The sequence below is a fragment of the Sphingomonas sp. RS2018 genome (genome assembly GCF_054489605.1).
This window is the reverse complement of record NZ_JBTMWL010000001.1, coordinates 868357-892011: the sequence shown is the minus strand read 5'-3', so window position 1 is coordinate 892011 and position 23655 is coordinate 868357. Positions and strand designations below refer to the sequence as shown.

The following is a 23655-nucleotide window of genomic DNA, read 5'->3' as shown; positions in this document are numbered from 1 at the left end:
GTCAGTTGACCCCCTGCGTGACGTCGATCGAGTCGCCGTCCTTCAGCGTCACGATCGCCTTCTTGACGTCCGAGCGGCTGTAGGGCGTGCCCTTCCAGCGCTTCGTCTTGCCCTTCTGGACCAGCGTGTTCACGCCGGTGACGGTGACGTTGAACAGCGCTTCGATCGCTGCCTTGATCTCGGGCTTCGACGCATCGTTCGAAACCTTGAACACGACGGCGTTGTGCTCCGACATCATCGTCGACTTCTCGGTGATGTGGGGAGCCACGATCACGTCGTAGTGACGATTGTCGATCGCCTTGCCTGCCTTAGCCATTGAAGCGCGCCTCCAGCTTCTCGATCGCGGCGCGCGTCAGCACCAGCGTGTCATGCTTCAGGATGTCGTAAACATTCGCACCCATCGCCGGCAGGACGTTGATCGTGTGGATGTTGCCCGCGGCCAGCGCGAAGCTCGTTTCCACCTGATCGCCGTCGATTACCAGCGCGGTCTTGCCGACGCCCAGACGCGCCCAATCCGCCAGCAGCGTCTTGGTCTTGTTCTCGGCGACGGTCAGGCTCTCCATGACCACCAGCGACCCTGCCTTGGCATGGGTCGACAGCGCCATCTTGAGACCCAGCGCGCGAATCTTCTTGTTCAGCGACGGGTTGAAGTCGCGGACGCGGGCGCCGTGCGCCTTACCACCGCCGATGAAGATCGGGGCACGGCGATCGCCGTGACGTGCCGTACCGCCGCCCTTCTGGCGACCGAACTTCTTGCCGGTGCGGGCGACATCCGACCGCTCGCGCGTGCCGCGGGCGGTGCCGCGACGCTTCTCGAGCTGCCAGGTGACGACACGGTGCAGGATGTCCGCGCGGGGCTCGACGCCGAAAATGGCATCGTCCAGCTCGGTATCCGCGCCATTCGCGGCGGCGTCGAAGGATTGAACCTTGACCTTCACGTTCAGCCCTCCTGGCCTTCGGTCGCTTCCGGCACGCTCGTCTCAGCGGGCGTGTCGGCGGCGGTGTTGGTATTGGCGGCCTGCTTCAGCCCGGCCGGACGCGGCGCGTCGGCGTTCGGGGCGAGCTTCACCGCATCCTTGACGAGCAGCCAGCCACCCTTCGAGCCGGGCACGGAGCCCTTCACGAAGATCAGGCCACGCTCGACATCGGTCGAGACGATCTCGAGATTCTGCTGCGTGCGGGTGCGGGCACCCATGTGGCCGGCCATCTTCTTGTTCTTGAAGACGCGGCCAGGATCCTGGCGGTTACCCGTCGAACCATGCGAACGGTGCGAGACCGAGACGCCGTGCGTCGCGCGCAGACCACCGAAGCCCCAGCGCTTCATGGCGCCGGCGAAGCCCTTGCCCTGCGTGGTGCCCTGCACGTCGACCATCTGGCCGGCGACATAGTGATCGGCAGCCAGCTCGGCGCCGACGTCGAGGAGGTTGTCCTCGGTCACGCGGAACTCGGCCAGGATCGCCTTGGGCTCGACTTCGGCCTTGCCGTACATGCCGCGCTGCGGCTTGGCGACGTTCTTGGCCTTGGCGCTGCCCGCGCCCAGCTGCACCGCGACATAACCGTCACGGTCCGATTCCTTGCGTGCGACGACCTGGAGCCCATCGAGCTGCAGGACGGTGACGGGCACGTGGCGCCCATCGTCCTGGAACAGCCGGGTCATACCCAGTTTCTTCGCGATCACGCCTGTGCGCATGATGCGTATTCCTTCCAAACAGAGGCTCCCGACCCAGTCAGGAGCGTGCCAACGAAAAGGCCCTCCAGCGTCACCGCCGAAGAGCCAGCCCAAGTACAAGTGCCCCCGTCAGGGCCATCTGGTTTCGCTTCGTCATAAAGCGAAAGACGGGGACTCAGGCGCCAGTGGAACTGGCCGGTATCCCTGCTCTCTCCGCGCCATCGTCACCGACTGCGCAAGCACGCGGGGAATCGCTTCCCCGCGGGAGAGGTGCCTTTAGGCGAGCTTGATCTCGACGTCAACGCCGGCGGCGAGGTCGAGCTTCATCAGCGCGTCGACCGTGTTGGCGGTCGGCTGCACGATGTCGAGCATACGCTTGTAGGTGCGAACCTCGAACTGCTCGCGGCTCTTCTTGTCGACGTGGGGACCACGGTTGACCGTGAACTTCTCGATGCGCGTCGGCAACGGGATGGGGCCACGGATGAGCGCGCCGGTGCGGCGGGCGGTGTCGGCGATCTCGCCGGTCGCGCTGTCGAGCACGCGGTGATCGAACGCCTTCAGGCGAATGCGGATATTCTGCGTTTCCATGACCCTACCGATGCGAAAGAGCGGGCCGCTGTAAGCGGCTCTTGCTGTCTGAAATCAAATCGAGGGGCGCCAATACAGAACGCCCTCATAAAAAGCAACCGCCCGACACCCCTTGTCGGGATGCCGGGCGGCGCCTCGTCTCAAAAAAGGAGACTTACTTCTCGATCGTCGCCACCACACCGGCGCCGACGGTACGACCGCCTTCACGGATCGTGAAGCGCTGGCCGATGTCCATCGCGATCGGAGCGATCAGCTTGATGCCCAGCGAGACGTTGTCGCCCGGCATCACCATCTCGGTGCCCTCGGGCAGCTCGATCGTGCCGGTCACGTCCGTGGTGCGGAAGTAGAACTGCGGGCGATAGTTGGCGAAGAACGGCGTGTGACGGCCGCCCTCGTCCTTCGACAGCACGTACACTTCCGACTGGAAGTCGGTGTGCGGCTTTATCGAACCCGGCTTGGCCAGAACTTGGCCGCGCTCGACTTCCTCACGACCCACGCCGCGGATCAGCGCGCCGATGTTGTCGCCGGCCTGGCCCTGGTCGAGCAGCTTGCGGAACATCTCGACGCCCGTGACCGTGGTCTTGCGGACTTCCGGATGGATGCCGACGATCTCGACTTCCTCGCCGACCTTGACGATGCCGGTCTCGACGCGGCCCGTGACGACCGTACCGCGACCCGAGATCGAGAACACGTCTTCGATCGGCATCATGAACGGCTTGTCCAGCGGACGCTCCGGCTGCGGGATCGACTCGTCGACGGCCTTCATCAGCTCCAGGATCGCTTCCTGGCCCAGCTTGGCGTCCGAACCCGACAGGGCGGCGGTCGCCGAACCACGGATGATCGGAATGTTGTCGCCGTCGAACTCACGCTTGCTGAGCTCTTCGCGGATTTCCATCTCGACCAGCTCGAGGATTTCCTCGTCGTCGACCAGATCGCACTTGTTCAGGAACACGACCATCGTCGGCACGCCGACCTGACGCGCGAGCAGGATGTGCTCCTTCGTCTGCGGCATCGGGCCGTCGGTCGCGGCGACGACCAGGATCGCGCCGTCCATCTGCGCAGCGCCGGTGATCATGTTCTTCACATAGTCGGCGTGGCCCGGGCAGTCGACGTGCGCATAGTGGCGCGCAGCCGTCTCGTACTCGACGTGCGCGGTCGAGATGGTGATGCCGCGCTCGCGCTCTTCGGGCGCCTTGTCGATGTTGGCGAAGTCGACGGCGACGCCGCCCGACGTTTCGGCCAGCACCTTGGTGATCGCGGCGGTCAGCGACGTCTTGCCATGGTCGACGTGACCGATGGTGCCGATGTTGAGATGCGGCTTGTTCCGCTCAAATTTTGCCTTGGCCATTGTTTCCTACCTTCTGGATCAATTTCGCGGCCGGTCAGGGCGCCACGCGAACGCGGCCCCTTACCGAGTGTTTTCATCGAACGCCAGCCCCTGCGAGGGACCGACGGCAGCCTGTCGGCGCCGCGGAGCCGGCCAAGCCGGCTCCACGCGCCTCCCGGCATCAGGCCATCTTGGCCTTCACTTCTTCGGCGACGTTCGACGGCACTTCGTCATAGTGCGAGAACTGCATCGAATATTGCGCGCGGCCCTGCGTGAACGACCGCAGCGCGTTGACGTAGCCGAACATATTGGCCAGCGGCACCATCGCATCGACGGTCTGCGCGTTGCCGCGGCTGTCGGTGCCCTGGATCTGGCCACGACGGCTGTTCATGTCGCCGATGACGTCGCCCAGATAATCCTCCGGGGTGACGACCTCGACCTTCATGATCGGCTCGAGCAGCTTGATGCCCGACTTTTGCGCCGCTTCGCGCATCGCGCCGCGGGCACAGATTTCGAACGCCAGCGCCGACGAATCGACGTCGTGGTAGGCGCCGTCGTACAGCAGCACTTCGAAATCGATGATCGGGAACCCGACCAGCGAACCCGTCGCCGCCGTCTCGCGGAAGCCCTTCTCGATCGCGGGGATATATTCCTTGGGAATATTACCGCCCTTGATCTCGTCCTTGAAGACGATGCCCGAACCGCGCTCGCCCGGCGTCAGCTTGACCTTGACGCGACCGAACTGGCCGGTGCCGCCCGACTGCTTCTTGTGCGTGTAGTCGATGTCGACCGGCTTGCCGAGATATTCGCGATACGCCACCTGCGGCGCGCCGACGTTGGCCTCGACCTTGAACTCACGCTTCATGCGGTCGACCAGGATCTCGAGGTGGAGCTCGCCCATCCCCTTGATGATGGTCTGGCCGCTCTCGGCATCCGAGGTCACGCGGAACGATGGATCCTCGCGCGCTAGGCGATTGAGCGCGACGCCCATCTTCTCCTGGTCGGCCTTGGTCTTCGGCTCCACCGACAGCTCGATGACGGGCTCGGGGAACTCCATCCGCTCGAGGATGATCGGGTCGTTGATCGCGCAGAGCGTGTCGCCCGTGGTCGTGTCCTTCAGGCCCGCCAAGGCGACGATGTCGCCGGCGAACGCTTCCTGGATGTCCTCGCGGCTGTTCGCATGCATCAACAGCATGCGACCGACCTTTTCCTTCTTGTCCTTGACCGAGTTCGTGACCTGCGACGCGGCTTCGAGCTTGCCCGAATAGATGCGCGCGAAGGTCAGCGTGCCGACGAACGGATCGTTCATGATCTTGAACGCCAGCGCCGAGAACGGCTCGCTGTCCGAGGACGGACGCTCGTCCGGCGTCACGCCGTCGAGCTTCAGACCCTGAATAGCGGGAACGTCGAGCGGCGACGGCAGATAGTCGACCACGGCGTCGAGCAGGGGCTGCACGCCCTTGTTCTTGAATGCCGAGCCGCACACGACCGGCACGAACGCCATGCTGAGCGTACCCTTGCGGATCAGCTTCTTCAGGTCGGCGACCGACGGCTCGTTGCCCTCGAGATACGCCTCCATCAGCGCATCGTCCTGCTCGACGGCCATCTCGATCAGCTCGCTGCGATACTTCGCAGCCTTCTCGACCATGTCCTCGGGAATGTCCTGATATTCGAACTTCGCGCCCAGCGACTCCTCGAGCCAGATGATCGCGCGATTCTCGACCAGATCGACCAGACCCTTGAAGCCGCCCTCGATGCCGATCGGCAGATACAGCACCGCCGGACGCGCGCCGAGACGCTCGATGATCGAATTCACGCAGAAATAGAAGTCGGCGCCTGTGCGGTCGAGCTTGTTGACGAAGCACATGCGCGGCACGCCGTACTTGTCGGCCTGGCGCCACACGGTCTCCGACTGCGGCTCCACGCCGGCGACGCCGTCGAAGCATGCGACCGCGCCGTCGAGCACGCGCAGCGAACGCTCGACCTCGATCGTGAAGTCGACGTGGCCCGGCGTGTCGATGATGTTGATGAGGTGCTCTTCGCCCTTGCCCTCTTCAGCCCGCCACTTGCAGGTCGTCGCGGCCGACGTGATCGTGATCCCGCGCTCCTGCTCCTGCTCCATCCAGTCCATCGTCGCGGTGCCTTCGTGCACTTCGCCGATCTTGTAGGACTTGCCGGTGTAATAGAGGATGCGCTCGGTCGTCGTCGTCTTGCCGGCGTCGATGTGCGCCATGATGCCGATATTGCGGTAACGCTCGAGCGGATGGCTGCGGGCCATGTCATGCTTCCTTGAAGATGTGGGGAGCGGGCTCAAGCCTGCTCCCCACGATATAGGTTAGATTACAGGGACTTGAAGACCTACCAGCGGTAGTGGCTGAACGCGCGGTTGGCTTCGGCCATGCGATGCGTGTCTTCGCGCTTCTTCACCGCGTTGCCGCGGTTGTTCGAAGCGTCCAGCAGCTCGCCCGACAGGCGCGCCGACATCGTGTGCTCGCTGCGGTTACGCGCCGCGGTGATGAGCCAGCGGATGGCCAGCGCCTGCGCACGCTCGGGACGCACCTCGACCGGAACCTGGTAGGTCGCACCGCCGACGCGGCGCGAACGGACCTCGATGCCCGGCTTGATGTTGTTCAGCGCGTCGTGAAACACGCCGACCGGATCCTTTTTCGCGCGCTGTTCGACGGTTTCCATCGCCGAATAGACGATGCCTTCCGCGACAGCCTTCTTGCCGTCCAGCATCACGCTGTTCATGAACTTCGACAGCACCTCATCACCGAACTTGGGATCAGGCAGAATTTCCCGCTTTTCGGGACGACGACGACGAGCCATTGATATTTCCTTCTAAACTTCAGCCATGCGAGGATCGGCTAAACAGCCGACCGGCTTACTTCGGACGCTTGGCGCCGTACTTGGAACGCGACTGGCGGCGGTCCTTCACACCCTGCGTATCGAGCACGCCGCGCAGGACGTGGTAGCGAACGCCGGGAAGATCGCGCACACGGCCGCCGCGGATGAGCACGACCGAGTGCTCCTGCAAGTTGTGGCCTTCGCCCGGAATGTAGCTGATGACTTCGCGGCTGTTCGTCAGGCGGACCTTGGCCACCTTGCGCAGCGCCGAGTTCGGCTTCTTCGGGGTCGTCGTATACACGCGGGTGCAAACGCCGCGCTTCTGCGGGTTCTGCTCCATCGCAGGGACCTTCGACTTGGCCTTCTGCGGGTCGCGGCCCTTGCGGACCAGCTGGTTGATCGTTGGCATGAAGCCCTTCACCTTTTCAGTGCCGGAATAGCCCGGCGGTTACTTTGCTGGATACTAAAGCCATGAAACGGCAGAAGGGCCGTGGAGAGGCATATCGCCCCTCCGGGCCCGTCGGTTTCCAGCAACGTTCAGCTCTTTGTCCCGCGTCAGGAGCGCCGGGCGAGACTCGCCGAACGGACCTACGGGACGCGCGGGCCTATACGTGCGGGGGGGTGCGCGGTCAATGGTGGGAGCGCCGGGCGCGGAAAGCCCCTATGCCTTCGACGGGTCGTGCCCCCAGTTCATCAGTGAGTAGCGCCAGTCGGTGTCTTTCACGTCGCCTTTCGGTCGCTGCTTCCCATGGCGGGCGACATAGCCGACCACCTTCTTCATCTGCGCGTAATCGGCATCCGTCAGATCGGCCTTCCTCGTCCGTTTGATTGCGACGATGCGCTTGCCCGATTTGTGGCCGACGCTTTCGCCCGCGCCCTCCCCGTCTTCGCCCTTCCAGCCGACGCGCTTGCTCTCCTCACTGTCGAGCCATTTTTCGAGGCGCGCGGGCGGCATGTTAACGGCCTCCCGGAACGCGGCGAAGGTTTCGGCGTGATCGTCCTTGTCGGCCATCGGTGATCTCCCGTATCTTCCGCGATCAACGCGAGTAACGACCGGAGGTGCCGATGGCGATGTCTAGGCCTGCTTTGCCGATCGAGGGAGGCTGCCGCTGCGACAGGGTGCGGTTTCGAATCATCGAGCCGCCGCTGGTGACAGGCGTCTGCCACTGCACTGGATGTCAGAAGATGACCGCCAGCGCCTTCTCGACGACGTTGACGCTGCCGATCGATGCGCTGCAGGTCGTCGCGGGAGAGACGGTCGTCGGCGGCCTTCATGGTGGCGAGGCTCAGCACCACCACTGCGACTGGTGCAAGAGCTGGGTCTTCACCCGCCTGCCGCCCGAATATGGCGCAGTGAACGTGCGCGCGACGATGCTCGACGACTCGACGTGGTTCGCGCCGTACATGGAAACCTGGACGGACGAGAAATTGCCGTGGGCCCAGACGGGTGCGGTGGAGAGCTTCCCCACCTTCCCCGACGCCGACGACTATCCCCGCATCATGCAGGCGTACGCCGCGCGCTGATTCGCGTCACATCGCGTTGGTGGCGGGGGTCGTCTCGTTCATCGTCATCATGTTGGCGTCCATGGCATTCATCTCGGCCATGTCGTTCGCGGACATCTCGCCATCGTTGGTGACGGCGAAGTTCGCCTGCGCGTCGTTCAACAAGACGTTGTTCTCGTTGGTGACGACGATGTCCTGCCCCCCGCCGCAAGCGGCGAGCAGGAGCGTGGCGGGAACGATGGCGAGGGTCAGGCGGCGCATGGTGTCATCCTTCGGCTATATCGCCGCGACAACCCCGTTTTGCCGCCTGCGTTCCCCCAGCAACACTTTGATTTCTAACGTACCACGATATCAGATGTGCAGCGCACGGCCGTATGCGGCCAGCACGCTCTCGTGCATCATTTCGCTAAGCGTGGGATGCGGGAACACCGTCTCCATCAGCTCGGCCTCGGTCGTCTCCAGCGTCTTGCCGACGGTATAGCCCTGGATCAGCTCGGTCACTTCGGCACCGACCATGTGCGCGCCCAGCAGTTCGCCGGTCTTCGCGTCGAACACCGTCTTGATGAAGCCTTCCGCCTCGCCCAGCGCGATCGCCTTGCCGTTGCCGATGAAGGGGAAGGTGCCGACCTTCAGCTCGTAGCCGGCCTCCTTCGCCTTAGCCTCGGTCAGGCCGACGGATGCGACCTGCGGGTGGCAATAGGTGCAGCCGGGGATGTTCTTCGGATCCATCGCGTGCGGATGCTTGCCCGCGATCGCCTCGGTCGCGATGACGCCCTCATGGCTCGCCTTGTGCGCCAGCCACGGCGGCGCGGTGATGTCGCCGATCGCCCAGATGCCGTCGACGTTGGTCTTGCACATCGCATCGGTTTTCAGGAAACCGCGGTCGTCCACCGCGACGCCCAGCTCCTTCAGACCGATGTCCGCGGTGTTCGGCACGATGCCGATCGCGACGATGACATGGCTGAACTCGGACGTGGTTTCCTTGCCCGCCTTGTCCTTGATCTTCGCCGAGACGCCGTTCGGCCCCGGCTTCACGTCGCTGACGCCGGCGCCGGTCAGTATGGTCATGCCCTGCTTCTTCAGCGCCTTTTCGAGGAACGCCGACACATCGGCATCCTCGACCGGCACGATGCGGTCCATCATCTCGACGACCGTCACGTCTGCGCCCATGTCGTTGTAGAAGCTGGCGAATTCGATCCCGATCGCGCCCGATCCGATGACCAGCAGCTTGGTCGGCATCTCGGTCGGCACCATCGCGTGGCGATAGGTCCAGATGCGCTTGCCGTCCGCCGGCGTACCGGGCAGGTCGCGGGCGCGCGCGCCGGTCGCGACGATGATGTTCTTCGCGGTCAGCTCGGTCGCCTTGCCGTCCTTGTCGGTGACGGTCAGCTTGCCGGGCGCGGTCAGCTTGCCGGTGCCCATGTGCACGGCGATCTTGTTTTTCTTCATCAGGTGCGTGACGCCCTGGTTCAGCTGCTTCGACACACCGCGTGAGCGCTTTACCACCGCGTCGAGATCAGCGCCGATCTTCTCGGCGACCAGCCCGTAATCCTTGGCATGCTGCATGTAATGGAAGATCTCCGCCGAGCGCAGCAGCGCCTTGGTCGGGATGCAGCCCCAGTTGAGGCAGATGCCGCCCAGCAGCTCGCGCTCGACGATCGCGACCTTCAGGCCGAGCTGGCTCGCCCGGATCGCCGCGACATAGCCGCCCGGACCGGACCCGAGCACGATGAGGTCATAGGTGTCAGCCAAGGTGAAACTCCTCAGGAAATGGGATTGCGCGGCAGCAGGCTGAGCCCGCCGGCGAGAATGGTCATGTCGGTCAGCGCGAAGAGCAGGACGGGTCCGGGCGAGACGGGGGCGGAGGTGCGGCCCATGCCGCCCCCGCCCCGCTGCGTCCAGGCGCACAGCGCGACGACGAGCACGCCGGCTGCCGCGATCGTGACGGTGTCCCCTGCCCCCGCCCCGACCAGCGCGACCCCGCGCCCGACCAGCAGCGCGACCAGATTGGCGACCACCGACACGAAGAAGACGAGCGGCACGAACAGGAACACCAGCGCCAGGAACACACTGTCCGCCGGATCCCCGTTCACAACTCTCGCATAGCCGACCCACAGCGCCAGCACCGCCAGCGTCGTCGGCAAAGCGGCGAACAGCGCGATCGGATAGGCGAGGAGGCTCATCCGGCGATCGGTCGCGGCTGGCGGTGTTCGTCGATCGCGACGAAGACAAACTGCGCCTGCGTCACGAGGCAGCTTTCCTCGACATGCCGTCCGCGCCGCCAGGCGGCGACGTCGATCGTCATCGACGTGCGGCCGACCTTCACCAGATTGGCGTAGACCGACACCTCGTCGCCGACCGCGACGGGGGCGTGGAACTTCATCCCCTCCACCGCGATCGTCACGGCGCGGCCATGCGCGTGGCGCGAGGCGACCAGGCCGGCGGCCATGTCCATCTGGCTCATCAGCCAGCCGCCGAAGATATCGCCGTACGGATTGGCGTCCGCCGGCATCGTCGTGACGCGGATCGCGGGCTGCTGGTCGGGCGGCTGTTGCGACGGTCGCTGGTCGGTCATTTGCGCAGGGTTTCCCGATCGATGCGATAGGCGGCGAGCAGCGGCCGGATGCCGAGCAGGACGATGATGACCGCGGCCACCCAACCGGTGGTCTCGATCTCGTGCCGCGCCAGTGGATAGGCCCATACGGCGGTCGCGACGATCAGGGCGGCGGCGGCAAGACCGATCGCGATGTGCAGAACCTCGACCAGGACGCGCATGGCCCGCCGCCGCTCCCGATCAGGCGATCATGCCGAGCGGCGATTCGACCAGCGCCTTGAACGCCTGCATCAGCTGCGCGCCGTCGGCGCCGTCGATCGCACGGTGATCGAAGCTGCCCGTCGCCGACATCACCGTCGCCACGCTCAGCGCGTCGTCGACGATGTATGGGCGCTTCTCGCCCGCGCCGATCGCCATGATCATGCCCTGCGGCGGGTTGATGACCGCCTCGAACTGCTTGATGCTGAACATGCCCATGTTGCTGAGCGACGCGGTGCCGCCCTGATATTCTTCCGGCTTCAGCTTGCCTTCCTTGGCACGGCCGGCGAGCTCCTTCATCTGCGTGGAGATGCTCGACGGCGACGCATTGGCGGCATCGCGGATGATCGGGGTGATGAGCCCGGTCGGCGTCGACACCGCGACCGACACGTCGGCGCGCGTGTAGCTGACCAGCGAATCGCCGGCGTAGGTGACGTTGCACTTCGGCGTAGCTTCGAGCGCCACGCCCAGCGCCTTGATGAGCAGGTCGTTGACCGACAGCTTCACGCCGCGCGCTTCCAGCGCCTTGTTCAGGTCACCGCGCAGCTTCAGCAGCGCATCCAGACGGATATCCACCGTCAGATAGATGTGCGGCACCGTCTGCTTCGATTCGGTCAGGCGGCGTGCGATCGTCTTGCGGATGTTGCTGAGCTTCTCGACCGAATGCGGAATGCTCTCGTCCCACCACACCTTGGCCGGTGCCGCAGGCGCGGCGGCGGGGGCCGGCGTGGCAGCAGCGGCGCCCGGCGCGGCATCGGCGGCCTTGGCGGCAGGCGCCGCCTTCGCGCCCTCGACGTCCGCCTTCACGATCCGGCCGTTCGGGCCCGACCCCGACAGCGCCGACAGCTCGACGCCCTTCTCCGACGCGATCCGGCGTGCGAGCGGCGAGGCCTTCACGCGGTCACCGGTCGCCTGCGGTGCAGCCGCAGCGGCAGCCTTGGGCGCTTCGGCAGGCTTCGCGTCTTCCGCCTTGAGCGCTTCGGCCTTGGCCGGCTCCACCTTGGGCGCCTCCGCCTTCGGAGCCTCCGCCGCCGACGCATCCTCGCCCTCGGCGGCGATCGTGGCGATCACGGTGCCGACCTTCACGCCGTCCGTCCCCTCGGCGACCAGGATCTTCGCGATCGTGCCTTCGTCGACCGCCTCGAACTCCATCGTCGCCTTGTCGGTCTCGATCTCGGCGAGCAGGTCGCCGGCCTTCACGACGTCGCCTTCCTTCACCAGCCACTTGGCGAGCGTGCCCTCCTCCATCGTCGGGGACAGCGCGGGCATCTTGAGGTCAATCGCCATGACGGTTCCTGTATTTCCTGAACGCCGGTTCTTCCTGAATGGCCTTCTCTCTCGCGCCCGCGCCCGTCCGGGTCAAGGCTGACGCTTGCGTCAAACGCACGCTTGCGTCACTCCACGGGGTTGAGGGGGATTTGCCATGCGCACCTATCTGGTGGTGGTCGACGACAGTCCTGAGGCCGAGAATGCGCTGCGCTTCGCCGCGCGCCGCGCTGTCCGCACCGGCGGCGGGATCGTTATCCTCGCGCTCATCGCGCCCGCCGAGTTCGTCCAGTGGGGCGGCGTGCAGGCGATGATCGAGGAGGAGGCGCGCGAACACGCGGACGCCATCGTGCTGCGCGCGGCCGGCAACCTGATTGCGGAATCGGGCATGACGCCCTCGATCGTCGTCCGCCAGGGCGATGGGCCGAAGATCGTCCGCGAGATGATCGCCGAAAACCCCGATGTCGCCGCACTGGTGCTCGGCGCCGCCGCCAGCGGCCCGCCCGGCCCCCTGGTCGCCCATTTCGCCGGCGCCGATGCGGGCAGCCTGACGGTGCCGATCATGATCGTCCCCGGCGCGCTGACGACGGAGGATATTGACCGGGTCAGCTAGGACGCATCGTCCTCGGAAAACGCAGATCCGGGCGGAACCGAAAAGGGAATAACGATCCCGCCCGAAAGTCGCGCCGCTGCGGCGGTGCACAGCGTCGATGCGGTCTCGCGTTTCCGTCGGCCCCCACCGATGCAGCGCTTAACCTGTCGACCTGCATAACCGCGTCGATCGGTAGCGGGAACGGTGAACGAAAGTTAACTCCGTCCCGATCCGGGATGCGCGCTCAATCCACCAGCCGCGGCGCCAGCAGCCGCATCATCGCCTCGCACCCCGCCGCGTCGCCGGCATCGAATCGTCCGGGTATCGGGCTATCGAGGTCGAGTACGCCGATCAGCCGCCCCTGCGTGACGATCGGCACCACCAGCTCCGCCGCGCTCGCCGCATCGCAGGCGATATGGCCCGGAAAGACGTGAACGTCGGCCACCAGCTGCGTCTCGCGCGTCGCCGCCGCCGTACCGCACACGCCCTTGCCAAGCGGAATGCGGATGCACGCGACCTTGCCCTGGAACGGCCCGAGCACCAGCCCGTCGCCGACCGCGCGGTAGAAGCCCGCCCAGTTCAGGTCGGGCAGATACTGCCACAACAGCGCTGCCGCGTTCGCCATGTTGGCGATACCATCGGGCTCGTCCGCGGTCAGCGCGTCGAGCGCGCCCGACAACTCGCGGTACAGCGCGGCCTTGTCGCTCGCCTCGATCGCAAAATCATACATGACATGGTCCTCAGGTCCGCGATCCGGTCGCGCTTTCGCCGTAAATAGGCGATCCGCCGCCGCGGTGACAGATGCCGCATCGGCGACGCTTGACGAAATGCCGACGATGTCGCCACCAGTCGCCGCGACCGGATCGAGGCCGATGCAGCATGACCCAATTTCATGACATATTGATCGTCGGCGGCGGCCACGCCGGCGCACAGGCAGCGATCGCCCTGCGCCATCGCAAGTTTGCCGGCTCGATCGCGATCGTCGGCGACGAACCCGATCCGCCCTACGAACGCCCCCCGCTGTCGAAGGAGTATCTGGCACGCGACAAGCCGTTTGAACGGATGCTGATCCGGCCGCTTGGCTTCTGGCAGGATCGCGACGTGGCGCTGTTGCTCGGCCGCGCGGTCACCGCGGTCGATCCGGCGGCGAAGCGCGTGTCGCTCGCCGATGGCGACCTGCTGGCCTATGGCACGCTGATCTGGGCGACCGGCGGTGCACCGCGACGGCTGACCTGCGCCGGGCACGACATCGCCGGGGTCCACGCGATCCGCGCCCGCGCCGATGTCGACCGGCTGATGGACGAACTGCCGCGCACTCGGCGCGTCGTGGTGATCGGCGGCGGCTATATCGGCCTCGAGGCGGCTGCCGTTCTCAGCAAGCTCGGCAAGCAGGTCGTCGTGGTCGAGACGCAGGACCGCGTGCTCGCGCGCGTCGCAGGTTCGGTCCTGTCGCGCTTCTACGAGGCGGAGCATCGCGCGCATGGCGTGGACATCAGACTCGGCACTGCGGTGGCATGCATCGAAGAAAGCAACGGCACCGTATCGGGAGTCCGCCTAGCCGACGGCGAGGTCCTGCCCTGCGACATGGTGATCGTCGGCATCGGCATCGTCCCCGCGGTCGCGCCGCTGCTTGCGGCCGGCGCCGCCGGCGACACCGGCGTTCTGGTCGATGCCTATGGCCGCACCAGCCTGACGGACGTGTTCGCGATCGGCGACTGCGCCGCCCATGCCAACGCCTATGCCGATGGCGCGACGATCCGCGTCGAATCGGTGCAAAACGCCAACGACCAGGCGACCACGGTCGCCCGCGTCCTGACCGGCGCGGCCGCCCCCTATGATGCGGTGCCGTGGTTCTGGTCGAACCAGTTCGACCTGAAGCTCCAGACCGTCGGACTATCGGCCGGCCACGATCACAGCGTCCTGCGCGGCGATCCCGCCACGCGCAGCTTCAGCATCGTCTATTACCGCGATGGCCGCATCGTCGCGCTCGACTGCGTCAACGCCGTGAAGGACTATGTCCAGGGCCGCGCCCTCGTACTCGCCCGCGCCGCGCTACCCCCCGAAGCCGTCGCCGACGCCGCCACACCGCTCAAGGAACTAGCCGCGCGGTCGCCCGAAGGCACCGAGAAATAGCCCGAAAACATAAAAACCCCGCCAGGCTATCGGCCGGGCGGGGTTTTTAATGGTGGGCGTGGCAAGGATTGAACTTGCGACCCCTGCGATGTCAACACAGTGCTCTACCACTGAGCTACACGCCCACGGCCCTTGCGGGAAGCGGGCCTTTAGCGGGCCGGTTCGGCTTCCGCAACCCGCTTCGTCGTAGCGGCTGTCAGTTGAGGCCGCTGGCGGTGCCGACTTCGAACATGCGGTCCACTTCCATCACCAGGTCGCGCAGGTGGAACGGCTTGGACAGCACGCGCGCCTGCGGCATCGCCTCGCCGGCCTTCAGCGTCACTGCGGCGAAGCCGGTGATGAACATCACGCGCGTGTGCGGCGCGATCTCGGCACAGCGCTGCGCCAGTTCGATGCCGTCCATCTCGGGCATCACGATGTCGGTCAGCAGCAGGTCGAACCGCTCCGCCTCCAGAAGCGGCAGCGCCTCGGTCCCCCGGTCCACCGCCGCGACGGCATAGCCCGAGCGCTCCAGCGCCCGCGTCAGATATTCGCGCATCACCGAATCGTCTTCGGCCAACAAAATCCGTATCATCGCATCCTCGCGCGCCCGCCTCTGCGGTATCCTTTATGCGACCGTCACTTAACAAATTCCAGCGAAGTCGCACGGCGTTGCCCGAAACCTGCGCGGGCGCTAGCGTCGAGGGCGTGGACACAGGTTTCGATCGCTTCGGCCCGGCCGCGCCCGAAACGCCGCTGATCCTGTCCGTTCCCCATGCCGGGCGCGCCTATGCCCCCGATCTGCTCCGGGCGTTGCGCGTGCCGCCCGCCGCGCTGCTGCCACTGGAGGACCGGCTGGTCGACACGCTGGCGCTGGCGGCGCGCGGAAACGAGACGATGATCGTCGCGCGCACGCCCCGCGCGTGGATCGACCTGAACCGCGCCGAGCGCGAGCGCGACGCGCGGGTCGACGACGGCGCGGTCGCCACCGCCACGCCGCATGCCTCGCCGAAGGTCCGCGCCGGGCTGGGTCTCGTGCCGCGGCGCGCCAGCGGCAATGCCGACATCTGGAACCGGCGCTTCACCGGCGCCGAGATCGCCGCGCGGATCGCACAGGATCACCGCCCCTATCACGAAGCGCTGGCGACGATGCTGGCGGCGGCGCGGGCGCGGTTCGGCATCGCGATCCTGCTCGATATCCACTCGATGCCGCCGGTCGCGATGCCGGAAGCGCCACGCATCGTTATCGGCGACCGGTTCGGGCGCAGCGCCGGCGCGCGCTTCTCCAGCCGGATCGAGGGCGTGGTACGCGGCGCGCAACTGCGATGCGCCGCCAACGCGCCCTATGCCGGCGGGCACATCCTCGAACGCCACGCCGCCCCCGCGCGCGGCATCCATGCGATCCAGCTGGAGATCGACCGCACGCTCTATCTCGATGCATCGGGGCAGGAGGCAGGGCCCGGTTTTGCCGCGACCGCCGCGCTGCTGCGGTCGATCATGGATGCGCTGATCGACGAAGCGCTGCCGATCGCCCTGGCTGCCGAATAATCGAACGTGGAATGAAAAAAACCACCCCGGGCGAATGCCCGAGGTGGCCAAGGTTCAGGGAGGAGACACACCCGAAGGCGTGTCATACCGCGCTACGAAAGGGGGGACATAGCGGCGGTACTCATCGAATATAGGGACCGGGCGAACGGGTTCAAGAGTGAAAATATACGGATTTTTGTAGAGCGTTTTCAGCGCCTTGGCGCGCGAACGATCGGCAGCATTCGCACCAACGTGTCGTCGCGCAGCAGGAAATGATGGCGCAGCGCCGCCGCCACATGGAGCAGGATCAACGCGATCATCGCGAACGCCAGCAGCTCGTGCGCATCATGCCCGAACCCGCCTAGGCCTTCCGACACCGGCAGGTACGGCAGCGGGAACAGACCGAACCAGTCGAGCGGTCGCCGGGTCGCGGTGCCCGACACCATCATCCACCCGGTCAGCGGGATCAGGATGGTCAGCGCATACAGTCCCCAGTGCGCGCCCGCCGCGGCCAGCCGCTCCCATGGCGGCGCGGTGACGGGCAGCGATGGCGGTCGATGCGTCAGCCGCCACGCCAGCCGCGCGATCGCCAGCACCAGGATCGTGATCCCCATCGCCTTGTGGACCGGCATCACCTTCCAGTCCTTCGGCAGGCTGTCGTTCGCGAGGCCCAGCCACAGGTTGAACAGTATCGCCGCGGCGATGATCCAGTGGAAGGCGATGGCGACGCGGGTGTAGCGGTCGGTACGGACGGTGCTGCGGGCCATGGGCATCCTCTTGGGTCGAGGTGCGAGCCTATGCGGGCGCGGTGCCGCCTTCAACCCGGGATCAGCTTGCCCGGATTGAACAGCCCCGCCGGGTCCAGCGCCGTCTTGATCGCACGCATCGCCGCCAGCCGGCCGGGCGATTCGAGGCGGGCGAGCTCGGCGATCTTCATCTGCCCGATGCCGTGTTCGGCGGAGATCGAGCCGCCCGCCGCAATCACTAAGTCGTTGACGAACCGGGTGATCGCCGCCGCCTGCTCGGCATAGAAAATTGCGGGATCGGTGCCGGGCGCGGCTCGGACGTGGAAATGGACGTTGCCGTCGCCCAGATGGCCGAAGGCGGTGGCGTGGGTGCCGGGGAACGCCGCCTCGGCGGCCGCCGCGCCGTCGATCATGAAGTCGGGCATCCGCGGCACGGGCACCGATATGTCGTGCTGCACCGCCGGCCCGCTGGCGCGCTCGGCCTCCGACAGCGAGTCGCGGATGCGCCAGAAGGCTTCGGCCTGCGCCTCGCTCGCCGCGATCACCGCATCTTCGACGCTGTCATTGGCCAGCGCCCGCGCCAGCAAACGTTCAAGCAGCGCGGCGGGCGGCTCCTGCGCCGCATCCGACGCGACCGCCTCGATCAGCACATGCCACACGTGGCGTCCGATCAGCGGATCGCGCGTGCCGGGAATGTGGCGCAGAACCTGCGCCAGGCTGTCGCCCGATACGATCTCGAAACTCTCGATCGTGTCGGTCACACCCTGCAGATGTCGCAACAGGGCCAGCGCCGCGTGTGGACTTGCAACGCCACACCACGCCACCGCGCGCGCCGCGATTGCTGGCGCCAGCCGCAGCGCCGCCGCCGTCACGATCCCCAACGTCCCCTCCGCCCCGATCAACAGCTGGTTGAGATCATAGCCGCGATTGTCCTTCTTCAGCGCGGCCGTCCCGTCGACAACGCTCCCGTCCGGCAACACCGCCTCGAGTCCCGCCACCAGCCCGCGCATCGTCCCCCAGCGTAGCACCTGCGTGCCCCCGGCATTGGTCGACACGAGCCCCCCGACCGTCGCCGACCCCCGCGCGCCGAGCGTCAAGGGAAAGCGCATGCCCTCGCCTTCCGACGCCGCATGCAGATCGGCCAGGATCACGCCCGCCTCCGGCACCGCCAGCCGGTCGCCCGCCGACACCGATCGCACCCGGTTCATCCGCCGCAGCGACAGGATCAGCGCCGATCCCTCCGCCGGCGGCGTCGCTCCCCCGACCATCGAGGTATTCCCGCCCTGCGGCACTAGCGGCACGCCCATCTCCCGCGCCCAGCCGACGGTCGCGGCGACCTCCGCCGTGGCCGCGGGCGACAGGATGCCGGGCGTGGTCCCATGAAACCGCCCGCGCCAGTCGGTGGTCCACGGCGCGATGTCTTCGGGCGCGGTCAGGGCGGCGCGCGGCCCGAAACGGGACCGGACCCGATCGATCAGCGCGGCCTGTGCTGGTGTCGTCATCGCGGCTCGACTAGCATGCCATCGTGATGACCGCGAATTCATCCGCCGTTCAAATCGTCTCGCCCATGCGGGCGGCACGATGATGGCCGGCCGCCTCTCCCTCCTCGCGCTGCTGGCGCTGACCCCCGCAGGGTCGGTGGATGCGCAGCGCACTGGCGCGTCCGCGGCCCGCCCACCGGTCCCCGGTGGCGCGCGGATCACTACCGTCACGATCGAACAGCGCATGGTCATCCGCGTGCCGCGCCTGCCGGTCGGCCGTACGCCGCTGGCGGCGAATGCGCAGACCCGGCTGCCGCCGATCCGCTGGGTGGAGAAGCGCGCGGATCGCTGCGTTCCGGCGGGTGATCTCGCGGCCGCCGCGATCGCCGGCGCCGATCGCGTCGATCTCGTGCTGAATGGCGGCAAGCGATTGCGCGCGCGGTTCGATGTCGCCTGCCCGGCGCTCGATTTCTATTCGGGTTTCTACGTCCGGATCCCGGCGGATGGAAAGATCTGCGCTGCGCGGGACTCGATCCGCTCGCGCGCCGGCGGCGAATGTCGCATCGATTCCTTCCGTGCGCTGGTTCCGGCGCGCTGAACACTGGTGCTGACGGGCCGTTTTACTTGACAATTCGGCCCCGATCGGCAACCGGCAAAGGGGCGTACGCGCGGCGGCGGACGCTTATCCTGATCTTCCGGAAATATCCTGCATGAGTTTTGCCGATCTCGGCCTGTCCGACGAGTTGCTGCGCGCGGTGGAAACATCGGGCTATACCGAGCCGACCGCGATCCAGGCGGCGGCGATCCCGTCCGTCCTGATGATGCGCGACCTGATCGGCATCGCCCAGACCGGCACCGGCAAGACCGCCAGCTTCGTCCTGCCGATGATCGACATCCTCGCCCATGGCCGCAGCCGCGCGCGCATGCCGCGCTCGCTGATCCTCGAGCCGACGCGCGAGCTCGCCGCCCAGGTCGCCGAGAATTTCGAGAAGTACGGCAAGAACCACAAGCTCTCGATGGCGCTGCTGATCGGCGGCGTTCAGATGGGCGATCAGGTGAAGGCGCTGGAAAAGGGCGTCGATGTCCTCATCGCCACACCCGGCCGCCTGATGGACCTGTTCCAGCGTGGCAAGATCCTGCTGACCGGGTGCGAACTGCTGGTGATCGACGAGGCGGATCGCATGCTCGACATGGGGTTCATCCCCGACATCGAGGAAATCTGCACGAAGCTCCCGAAGACGCGGCAGACGTTGCTGTTCTCCGCGACGATGCCACCGCCGATCAAGAAGCTGGCCGACAAGTTCCTGTCGAATCCCAAGACGATCGAGGTGTCGCGCCCGGCGTCGACCAACCTCAACATCGCGCAGCATCTCGTCCCCGCGACCTCGCGCGGCAAGCGCGACATCCTGACGACGCTGTTGCGACAGGAGGAGGTGACGAACGCGATCATCTTCTGCAACCGCAAGACGACGGTGCGCGACCTGAACAAGTCGTTGCGCCAGGCCGGCTTCCGTTCGGGGGAGATCCACGGCGACATGGAACAGCCGCAGCGCATCGCCGAGCTCGACCTGTTCAAGGCGGGCGAGATCAACATCCTGGTCGCCAGCGACGTCGCCGCGCGCGGGCTGGATATCAAGGGCGTGAGCCACGTCTTCAACTATGACGCGCCCTGGCATCCCGACGATTACGTCCACCGCATCGGCCGCACCGGCCGCGCGGGCGCGACCGGCGTCGCCTACACCCTCATCACCGATGAGGATGCCGAGAACGTCGCCAATATCGAAAAGCTGACCGGCCAGACTATCCCGCGCCTCGACGTCGCGGCGGAAGGCCGCGGACGCAGCGCGCCGTCACGTGAAGCTCCGGTCCGCGATGCCCCGGTCGAACGCCCCCGCCGCGGCCGCCGTCCGGCAGCGGAAGCCGCCGTCGTCGAAGCAGCACCGGCGCCCGTCGCCGAAGCCGCCCCCGCCCGCCCCCGCCGCGAGCGCGATGCCCCTCGTCCGGTCCGCACCGAAGAGCCGCGCGCCGAGCGTCCGCGCGAGGACCGCTCGCGCGATGCCGAAGCACCCCGTCGCGACGACGCCGTTCGAACAGAACGCCCCCGCGACGACATCCGCCCGCCCCGCCGCGACGACATCCGCCCGCCGCGTCGCGACGACGACCGCCGCCGCCGCGCGCCGGAGGACGATGGGCCCGACGACGGCTGGAACGGCCCGATGCCCTCGTTCCTGAACGTGAAGCTGGGCCGCTGACCGCGGCTCGCGGCGTCGATGGACGACGATCTGTTCGCCTATGAAGCGCCGATCCGGCTCGACAGTCCCTGCACCGGAGTCTGCCGGCTCGACACCGCCACCGGCTGGTGCCGTGGTTGCGGGCGGACCGGCGCGGAGATCGGCGCATGGACCACGCTCGGCGACGAGGGTCGTCATACCGTGCTCGCGAAGCTGCCGGCGCGGATGACGACGCTGGGGGAGTGCAAGGCATGACACTCGACCTGCCCGACCGCACCGGGCTGCCCGACACGATCGCCTATCTGCGCGCTGGCCATCCGCAACCGACGTGGCGCACCCACCGCAACTTCGGCGAACTCGCCGGCTTCTGGCTCCACATCCACGACACGTTGCGCGGCGAAGCCAGCATCCTCATGACGCTGCTGGAGGAGGTGCAGGCCGGTCGTGCCGACCTGTCTCAGGCCACCCCGCGCTTCGTGCCGGCGTTCAACGGCTTCCTCCAGCATCTCGACGCACATCACCGGATCGAGGACGGCGCCTATTTCCCGCGCTTCCGCGCGCTCGATCCGCGCATGGAGCGCGGCTTCGAACTGCTCGAGGCCGATCACGTCCTGATCGACCAGCGCCTCCACGCCACCATCGACACCGCCCGCGCGATGCTCGCCGCATCCGCCAGCGACGACCGCCGCCGTGCGATCGATGCCAGCGCGGCGGCCATTGCCGAGTTGCGCGCGCTACTTGGACGTCATCTCGCCGACGAGGAAGACATCGTCATTCCCGCCCTGCTCGAGCACGGCGAGCGCAGCATCGGCCACTGATCGAACGCGGGCAGCTGACCGCGCTACGACCGACAGTTTCGCGCCCGCGCGTCGGGATGCGCCGCCAGCACGGCGCGATTATACGCCGCCTTGTACGCCATCTCCGCGCGTTCGCAGGCGCAGTCCTCTGCATGGCCGTCACCCACGACATCGCCGCACCCGCTGAGCGTCGGATAACGATGATGCCCCTCCACATCGATCGGCGCGCACGACGCGATACCTGGGGCGATCTCCGTGACCGCCAGCCCGCCGGAGAAATGCGTCAGGAACAGCCGTTCGCCACGCGCCGCATCCGCCCGGCCCCGCGCCGCTCCGTCCTCCACGCGGACGAAGGTCGCGCAGCGCCGCCACTCGCTCTTGCGGCCCTCGACGACGTTGCGCTCCAGATCGACCAGCGCCGCCAGCGCGGCGTTGGCCGTCACCGCGTCAGGTGCAGCCGGGGGTGTCGGCGCCCCGCCGCAGCCGGACAGCAGCAGCAGACTTAGCGCCCCCGTCGCCCTCACCCGCGCTTCATCTCCGCGATCAGCGCGTCGTCGATCTCGCTCGCGCGGATCGCCGCCGGGCGGGCGTTTACGCGTTCCACGAAGGCGACGAAGGCATCGCGTTTCGGCAACGTCCCGAAGCCGAGTCCCCAGCCGAGATGCGCGCCGACATACAGATCAGCCGCGGTGAAGCGGTCGCCGGTCAGCCAGCCATCGCCCGCCGCCGTCACCGCCTCGTCCAGCGTATCGACCACGCGGTCGTAGTTGCCGAAGCCGACCATCCCCTCCTGCTCAGGGGTCGGCGTCCAGCCGAGCGAGCGGCTGGTCACTGCCTGCTCCAGCGGACCGGCGGCGAAGAACAGCCAGCGGTAGTAAGCGGCGCGGTCGCCGGTGTCGGGCGCGAGGCCGGCTGCCGGGAACGCGTCGGCCATATAGGCGCAGATCGCCGCCGCCTCGGTGACCGTCCGGTCGCCGTGGGTCAGCGTCGGCACCTTCGCCATCGGGTTCGCGGCGCGGATGGTGTCGTCACCGAACTGGACGATCACCGTCTCGTACGGCTCGCCCACCTCCTCCATCATCCACCGCGCGATGCGGCCGCGCGACATCGGGTTGGTGTAGAGCGTCAATCCGGTCATCGTCCCTCTCCCGTCATCTTCCCCGATCAGAGCGCGCGCTTGAACAGCGCGAGCTGCCGCGCCCAGGCCTTTTCCGCCTGCTCGGCATTGTAGACCCGGCTGTCGGGCGGGCACCAACCGTGCATCGCCGGATAGACCTCGATCTCGGCCGCCAGCTTTGCCGCGGCGAAGGCAGTGCGCAGCGTCTCCTTCTCCTGCGGATTGCGCTGATCGTCGTTCTGCGCGACCGCGATCAGGAAGCTCGCCTTCATCTTCGGGATCAGCAGGTGCGGGCTGTCGGGCTTGTCGGTCGCCATCCCGCCGCCGTGGAAGGTCGCGGCCGCACGGATGCGGTCCGGCCGCTCGCCTGCGGTGAAGAGGACCAGCGGTCCGCCCATGCAATAGCCGGTGCTGGCCATGCCCCGCTTCGTGTCGACCGATGGCTGGCGGTCGATCCACGTGGTGAACGCACGCGCATCGCTGGCAACGGCGGTCGGCGTCAGCAGCTCGCGCCACGGACTGATGCGCGCCCGCACCTCGGGCTGGTCGAAGCTCTCGCCCGCCTTGATGAACGGCGCCTTCGTCGAGCGGTAGAACTGGTTGACGACGAGCACGGCATAGCCCGATTGCGCCAGCCGATCGGCCATCTGCCGGAACGCCGGGCGCAGGCCATAGACGTCGGGCCATACCAGCACAGCCGGCGCCTTGCCCTTGGCGGGTGCCACGAAATAGGCCTGCGCCTGCCCGTCGGGCGTATCGATCACGACATCGCGGCCGGTGACCTTCTGCGCATCGGCGGGCTGCGGCAGGATCGCGATCACGCCGGCAGCGGCGGTAATCGCCCCGAACCGGCGACGGCTGACCGCGCCATCGGCCAGATAGCGTTCGTTGTCATCGGCGGTCAGTTCGTCGCACACGGGGCACTCTCCTCGACTCAGGTTGGGGAGAGCCTACACCGCCGGGTGCGGCAGGTCATGCGGTGGTTGACCGACATCACGCGCGCGCCGTCCGGGCACGGTCGCGTACAGTATCGTCCCGTC

General features: G+C 67.0%; 30 protein-coding genes and 1 tRNA gene. 8 read left to right on the top strand and 23 right to left on the bottom strand.

The features are described 5' to 3' along the window. Window position 1 precedes the first annotated feature (1 nt). From ACX40P_RS04480 to ACX40P_RS04440, 9 genes are all read right to left on the bottom strand, one after another. Window positions 2-316 (bottom strand): 50S ribosomal protein L23, encoded by a 315-nt coding sequence (locus ACX40P_RS04480; RefSeq protein WP_459125071.1) that lies wholly within the window; start codon window positions 314-316, stop codon window positions 2-4. Beyond that, window positions 309-938, bottom strand: coding sequence for a 50S ribosomal protein L4 (rplD, locus tag ACX40P_RS04475; protein WP_459125070.1), 630 nt, complete (start codon window positions 936-938; stop codon window positions 309-311). Before rplD ends, ACX40P_RS04480 begins: the two co-directional genes overlap by 8 nt. A gap of 2 nt (window positions 939-940) precedes the next feature. Then, window positions 941-1690 carry a 50S ribosomal protein L3 gene (gene rplC, locus ACX40P_RS04470; RefSeq protein WP_459125069.1) on the bottom strand — a complete coding sequence of 250 codons (750 nt, stop codon included), beginning with the start codon at window positions 1688-1690 and terminating at the stop codon, window positions 941-943. A 255-nt stretch (window positions 1691-1945) separates the two neighbouring features. After that, window positions 1946-2257, bottom strand: a complete 312-nt coding sequence (rpsJ, locus tag ACX40P_RS04465; protein ID WP_459125068.1) for a 30S ribosomal protein S10 — start codon at window positions 2255-2257, stop codon at window positions 1946-1948. 154 nt (window positions 2258-2411) lie between these two features. Beyond that, window positions 2412-3605 carry an elongation factor Tu gene (tuf, locus tag ACX40P_RS04460; protein WP_459125067.1) on the bottom strand — a complete coding sequence of 398 codons (1194 nt, stop codon included), beginning with the start codon at window positions 3603-3605 and terminating at the stop codon, window positions 2412-2414. A gap of 160 nt (window positions 3606-3765) precedes the next feature. Continuing rightward, window positions 3766-5862: an elongation factor G gene (gene fusA / locus ACX40P_RS04455; RefSeq protein ID WP_459125066.1), complete on the bottom strand. Its 2097-nt coding sequence runs from the start codon at window positions 5860-5862 to the stop codon at window positions 3766-3768. A gap of 80 nt (window positions 5863-5942) precedes the next feature. Then, window positions 5943-6413: a 30S ribosomal protein S7 gene (gene rpsG / locus ACX40P_RS04450; RefSeq protein ID WP_380938332.1), complete on the bottom strand. Its 471-nt coding sequence runs from the start codon at window positions 6411-6413 to the stop codon at window positions 5943-5945. A gap of 55 nt (window positions 6414-6468) precedes the next feature. After that, window positions 6469-6840, bottom strand: a complete 372-nt coding sequence (gene rpsL, locus ACX40P_RS04445; protein ID WP_010185487.1) for a 30S ribosomal protein S12 — start codon at window positions 6838-6840, stop codon at window positions 6469-6471. Between the two features lie 252 nt (window positions 6841-7092). Then, window positions 7093-7443 (bottom strand): DUF3140 domain-containing protein, encoded by a 351-nt coding sequence (locus ACX40P_RS04440; protein WP_459125065.1) that lies wholly within the window; start codon window positions 7441-7443, stop codon window positions 7093-7095. A gap of 53 nt (window positions 7444-7496) precedes the next feature. Here ACX40P_RS04440 and ACX40P_RS04435 point away from each other — a divergent pair, with 53 nt between their 5' ends. Next, window positions 7497-7955 (top strand): GFA family protein, encoded by a 459-nt coding sequence (locus ACX40P_RS04435; RefSeq protein WP_459125064.1) that lies wholly within the window; start codon window positions 7497-7499, stop codon window positions 7953-7955. A 6-nt stretch (window positions 7956-7961) separates the two neighbouring features. On the opposite strand, the gene ACX40P_RS04430 is transcribed toward ACX40P_RS04435, so the two are convergent. The 6 genes from ACX40P_RS04430 to ACX40P_RS04405 form a co-directional block, all read right to left on the bottom strand. Next, a complete protein-coding gene (locus tag ACX40P_RS04430) occupies window positions 7962-8195 on the bottom strand; it encodes a hypothetical protein (RefSeq protein ID WP_459125063.1) in 234 nt (77 codons plus the stop codon). Window positions 8196-8285: 90 nt separating this feature from the next. After that, window positions 8286-9686, bottom strand: coding sequence for a dihydrolipoyl dehydrogenase (lpdA, locus tag ACX40P_RS04425; protein WP_459125062.1), 1401 nt, complete (start codon window positions 9684-9686; stop codon window positions 8286-8288). An 11-nt stretch (window positions 9687-9697) separates the two neighbouring features. Further along, on the bottom strand, window positions 9698-10117 hold the full coding sequence (locus ACX40P_RS04420; protein ID WP_459125061.1) for a hypothetical protein: 420 nt from the start codon (window positions 10115-10117) through the stop codon (window positions 9698-9700). After that, window positions 10114-10509 (bottom strand): acyl-CoA thioesterase, encoded by a 396-nt coding sequence (locus ACX40P_RS04415; protein ID WP_459125060.1) that lies wholly within the window; start codon window positions 10507-10509, stop codon window positions 10114-10116. Before ACX40P_RS04415 ends, ACX40P_RS04420 begins: the two co-directional genes overlap by 4 nt. Beyond that, entirely contained in the window at window positions 10506-10709 is a 204-nt protein-coding gene (locus ACX40P_RS04410; protein WP_459125059.1) for a hypothetical protein, read from the bottom strand. Before ACX40P_RS04410 ends, ACX40P_RS04415 begins: the two co-directional genes overlap by 4 nt. Window positions 10710-10728: 19 nt before the next feature. Beyond that, complete coding sequence (locus tag ACX40P_RS04405) at window positions 10729-12033, bottom strand: pyruvate dehydrogenase complex dihydrolipoamide acetyltransferase (protein WP_459125058.1); 1305 nt, start codon at window positions 12031-12033, stop codon at window positions 10729-10731. 136 nt (window positions 12034-12169) lie between these two features. Here ACX40P_RS04405 and ACX40P_RS04400 point away from each other — a divergent pair, with 136 nt between their 5' ends. Then, on the top strand, window positions 12170-12625 hold the full coding sequence (locus ACX40P_RS04400) for a universal stress protein (RefSeq protein WP_459125057.1): 456 nt from the start codon (window positions 12170-12172) through the stop codon (window positions 12623-12625). A gap of 223 nt (window positions 12626-12848) precedes the next feature. Here the strand turns inward: ACX40P_RS04400 and ACX40P_RS04395 are convergent, their stop codons facing one another. After that, window positions 12849-13334, bottom strand: coding sequence for a GAF domain-containing protein (locus tag ACX40P_RS04395; protein ID WP_459125056.1), 486 nt, complete (start codon window positions 13332-13334; stop codon window positions 12849-12851). A gap of 149 nt (window positions 13335-13483) precedes the next feature. On the opposite strand from ACX40P_RS04395, the gene ACX40P_RS04390 reads away from it, so the two are divergent. Continuing rightward, window positions 13484-14737 carry an NAD(P)/FAD-dependent oxidoreductase gene (locus tag ACX40P_RS04390; protein ID WP_459125055.1) on the top strand — a complete coding sequence of 418 codons (1254 nt, stop codon included), beginning with the start codon at window positions 13484-13486 and terminating at the stop codon, window positions 14735-14737. A gap of 50 nt (window positions 14738-14787) precedes the next feature. On the opposite strand, the gene ACX40P_RS04385 is transcribed toward ACX40P_RS04390, so the two are convergent. Together ACX40P_RS04385 and cpdR are read right to left on the bottom strand one after the other, a co-directional pair. Next, window positions 14788-14862 (bottom strand) — tRNA-Val (locus ACX40P_RS04385). Window positions 14863-14933: 71 nt separating this feature from the next. Continuing rightward, window positions 14934-15311, bottom strand: coding sequence for a cell cycle two-component system response regulator CpdR (gene cpdR, locus ACX40P_RS04380; protein WP_459125054.1), 378 nt, complete (start codon window positions 15309-15311; stop codon window positions 14934-14936). A gap of 113 nt (window positions 15312-15424) precedes the next feature. On the opposite strand from cpdR, the gene ACX40P_RS04375 reads away from it, so the two are divergent. Further along, window positions 15425-16264, top strand: coding sequence for an N-formylglutamate amidohydrolase (locus tag ACX40P_RS04375; RefSeq protein ID WP_459125053.1), 840 nt, complete (start codon window positions 15425-15427; stop codon window positions 16262-16264). A 188-nt stretch (window positions 16265-16452) separates the two neighbouring features. On the opposite strand, the gene ACX40P_RS04370 is transcribed toward ACX40P_RS04375, so the two are convergent. After that, entirely contained in the window at window positions 16453-17010 is a 558-nt protein-coding gene (locus tag ACX40P_RS04370) for a cytochrome b (RefSeq protein ID WP_459125052.1), read from the bottom strand. A 50-nt stretch (window positions 17011-17060) separates the two neighbouring features. Then, the gene (locus ACX40P_RS04365; RefSeq protein WP_459125051.1) at window positions 17061-18491 is read right to left on the bottom strand and encodes an FAD-binding oxidoreductase; all 1431 of its coding nucleotides are present in this window, start codon (window positions 18489-18491) and stop codon (window positions 17061-17063) included. Window positions 18492-18573: 82 nt separating this feature from the next. Between ACX40P_RS04365 and ACX40P_RS04360 the strand changes: the two genes are divergently transcribed. The 4 genes from ACX40P_RS04360 to ACX40P_RS04345 all read left to right on the top strand — a co-directional run bounded on the left by ACX40P_RS04360 (window position 18574) and on the right by ACX40P_RS04345 (window position 21519). Further along, entirely contained in the window at window positions 18574-19068 is a 495-nt protein-coding gene (locus ACX40P_RS04360; protein WP_459125050.1) for a hypothetical protein, read from the top strand. A 112-nt stretch (window positions 19069-19180) separates the two neighbouring features. Continuing rightward, window positions 19181-20722 (top strand): DEAD/DEAH box helicase, encoded by a 1542-nt coding sequence (locus ACX40P_RS04355; RefSeq protein WP_459125049.1) that lies wholly within the window; start codon window positions 19181-19183, stop codon window positions 20720-20722. Window positions 20723-20740: 18 nt separating this feature from the next. Next, window positions 20741-20956 carry a DUF1289 domain-containing protein gene (locus tag ACX40P_RS04350; protein ID WP_459125048.1) on the top strand — a complete coding sequence of 72 codons (216 nt, stop codon included), beginning with the start codon at window positions 20741-20743 and terminating at the stop codon, window positions 20954-20956. Further along, on the top strand, window positions 20953-21519 hold the full coding sequence (locus ACX40P_RS04345) for a hemerythrin domain-containing protein (RefSeq protein ID WP_459125047.1): 567 nt from the start codon (window positions 20953-20955) through the stop codon (window positions 21517-21519). The genes ACX40P_RS04350 and ACX40P_RS04345 overlap by 4 nt, the downstream gene beginning before the upstream one ends. Window positions 21520-21542: 23 nt before the next feature. Here the strand turns inward: ACX40P_RS04345 and ACX40P_RS04340 are convergent, their stop codons facing one another. The 3 genes from ACX40P_RS04340 to ACX40P_RS04330 all read right to left on the bottom strand — a co-directional run bounded on the left by ACX40P_RS04340 (window position 21543) and on the right by ACX40P_RS04330 (window position 23532). Then, on the bottom strand, window positions 21543-21941 hold the full coding sequence (locus ACX40P_RS04340; RefSeq protein WP_459125046.1) for a hypothetical protein: 399 nt from the start codon (window positions 21939-21941) through the stop codon (window positions 21543-21545). A gap of 77 nt (window positions 21942-22018) precedes the next feature. Continuing rightward, entirely contained in the window at window positions 22019-22636 is a 618-nt protein-coding gene (locus tag ACX40P_RS04335; protein WP_459125045.1) for a glutathione S-transferase family protein, read from the bottom strand. Between the two features lie 26 nt (window positions 22637-22662). Continuing rightward, window positions 22663-23532: a dienelactone hydrolase family protein gene (locus ACX40P_RS04330; protein WP_459125044.1), complete on the bottom strand. Its 870-nt coding sequence runs from the start codon at window positions 23530-23532 to the stop codon at window positions 22663-22665. Window positions 23533-23655: the final 123 nt, after the last annotated feature.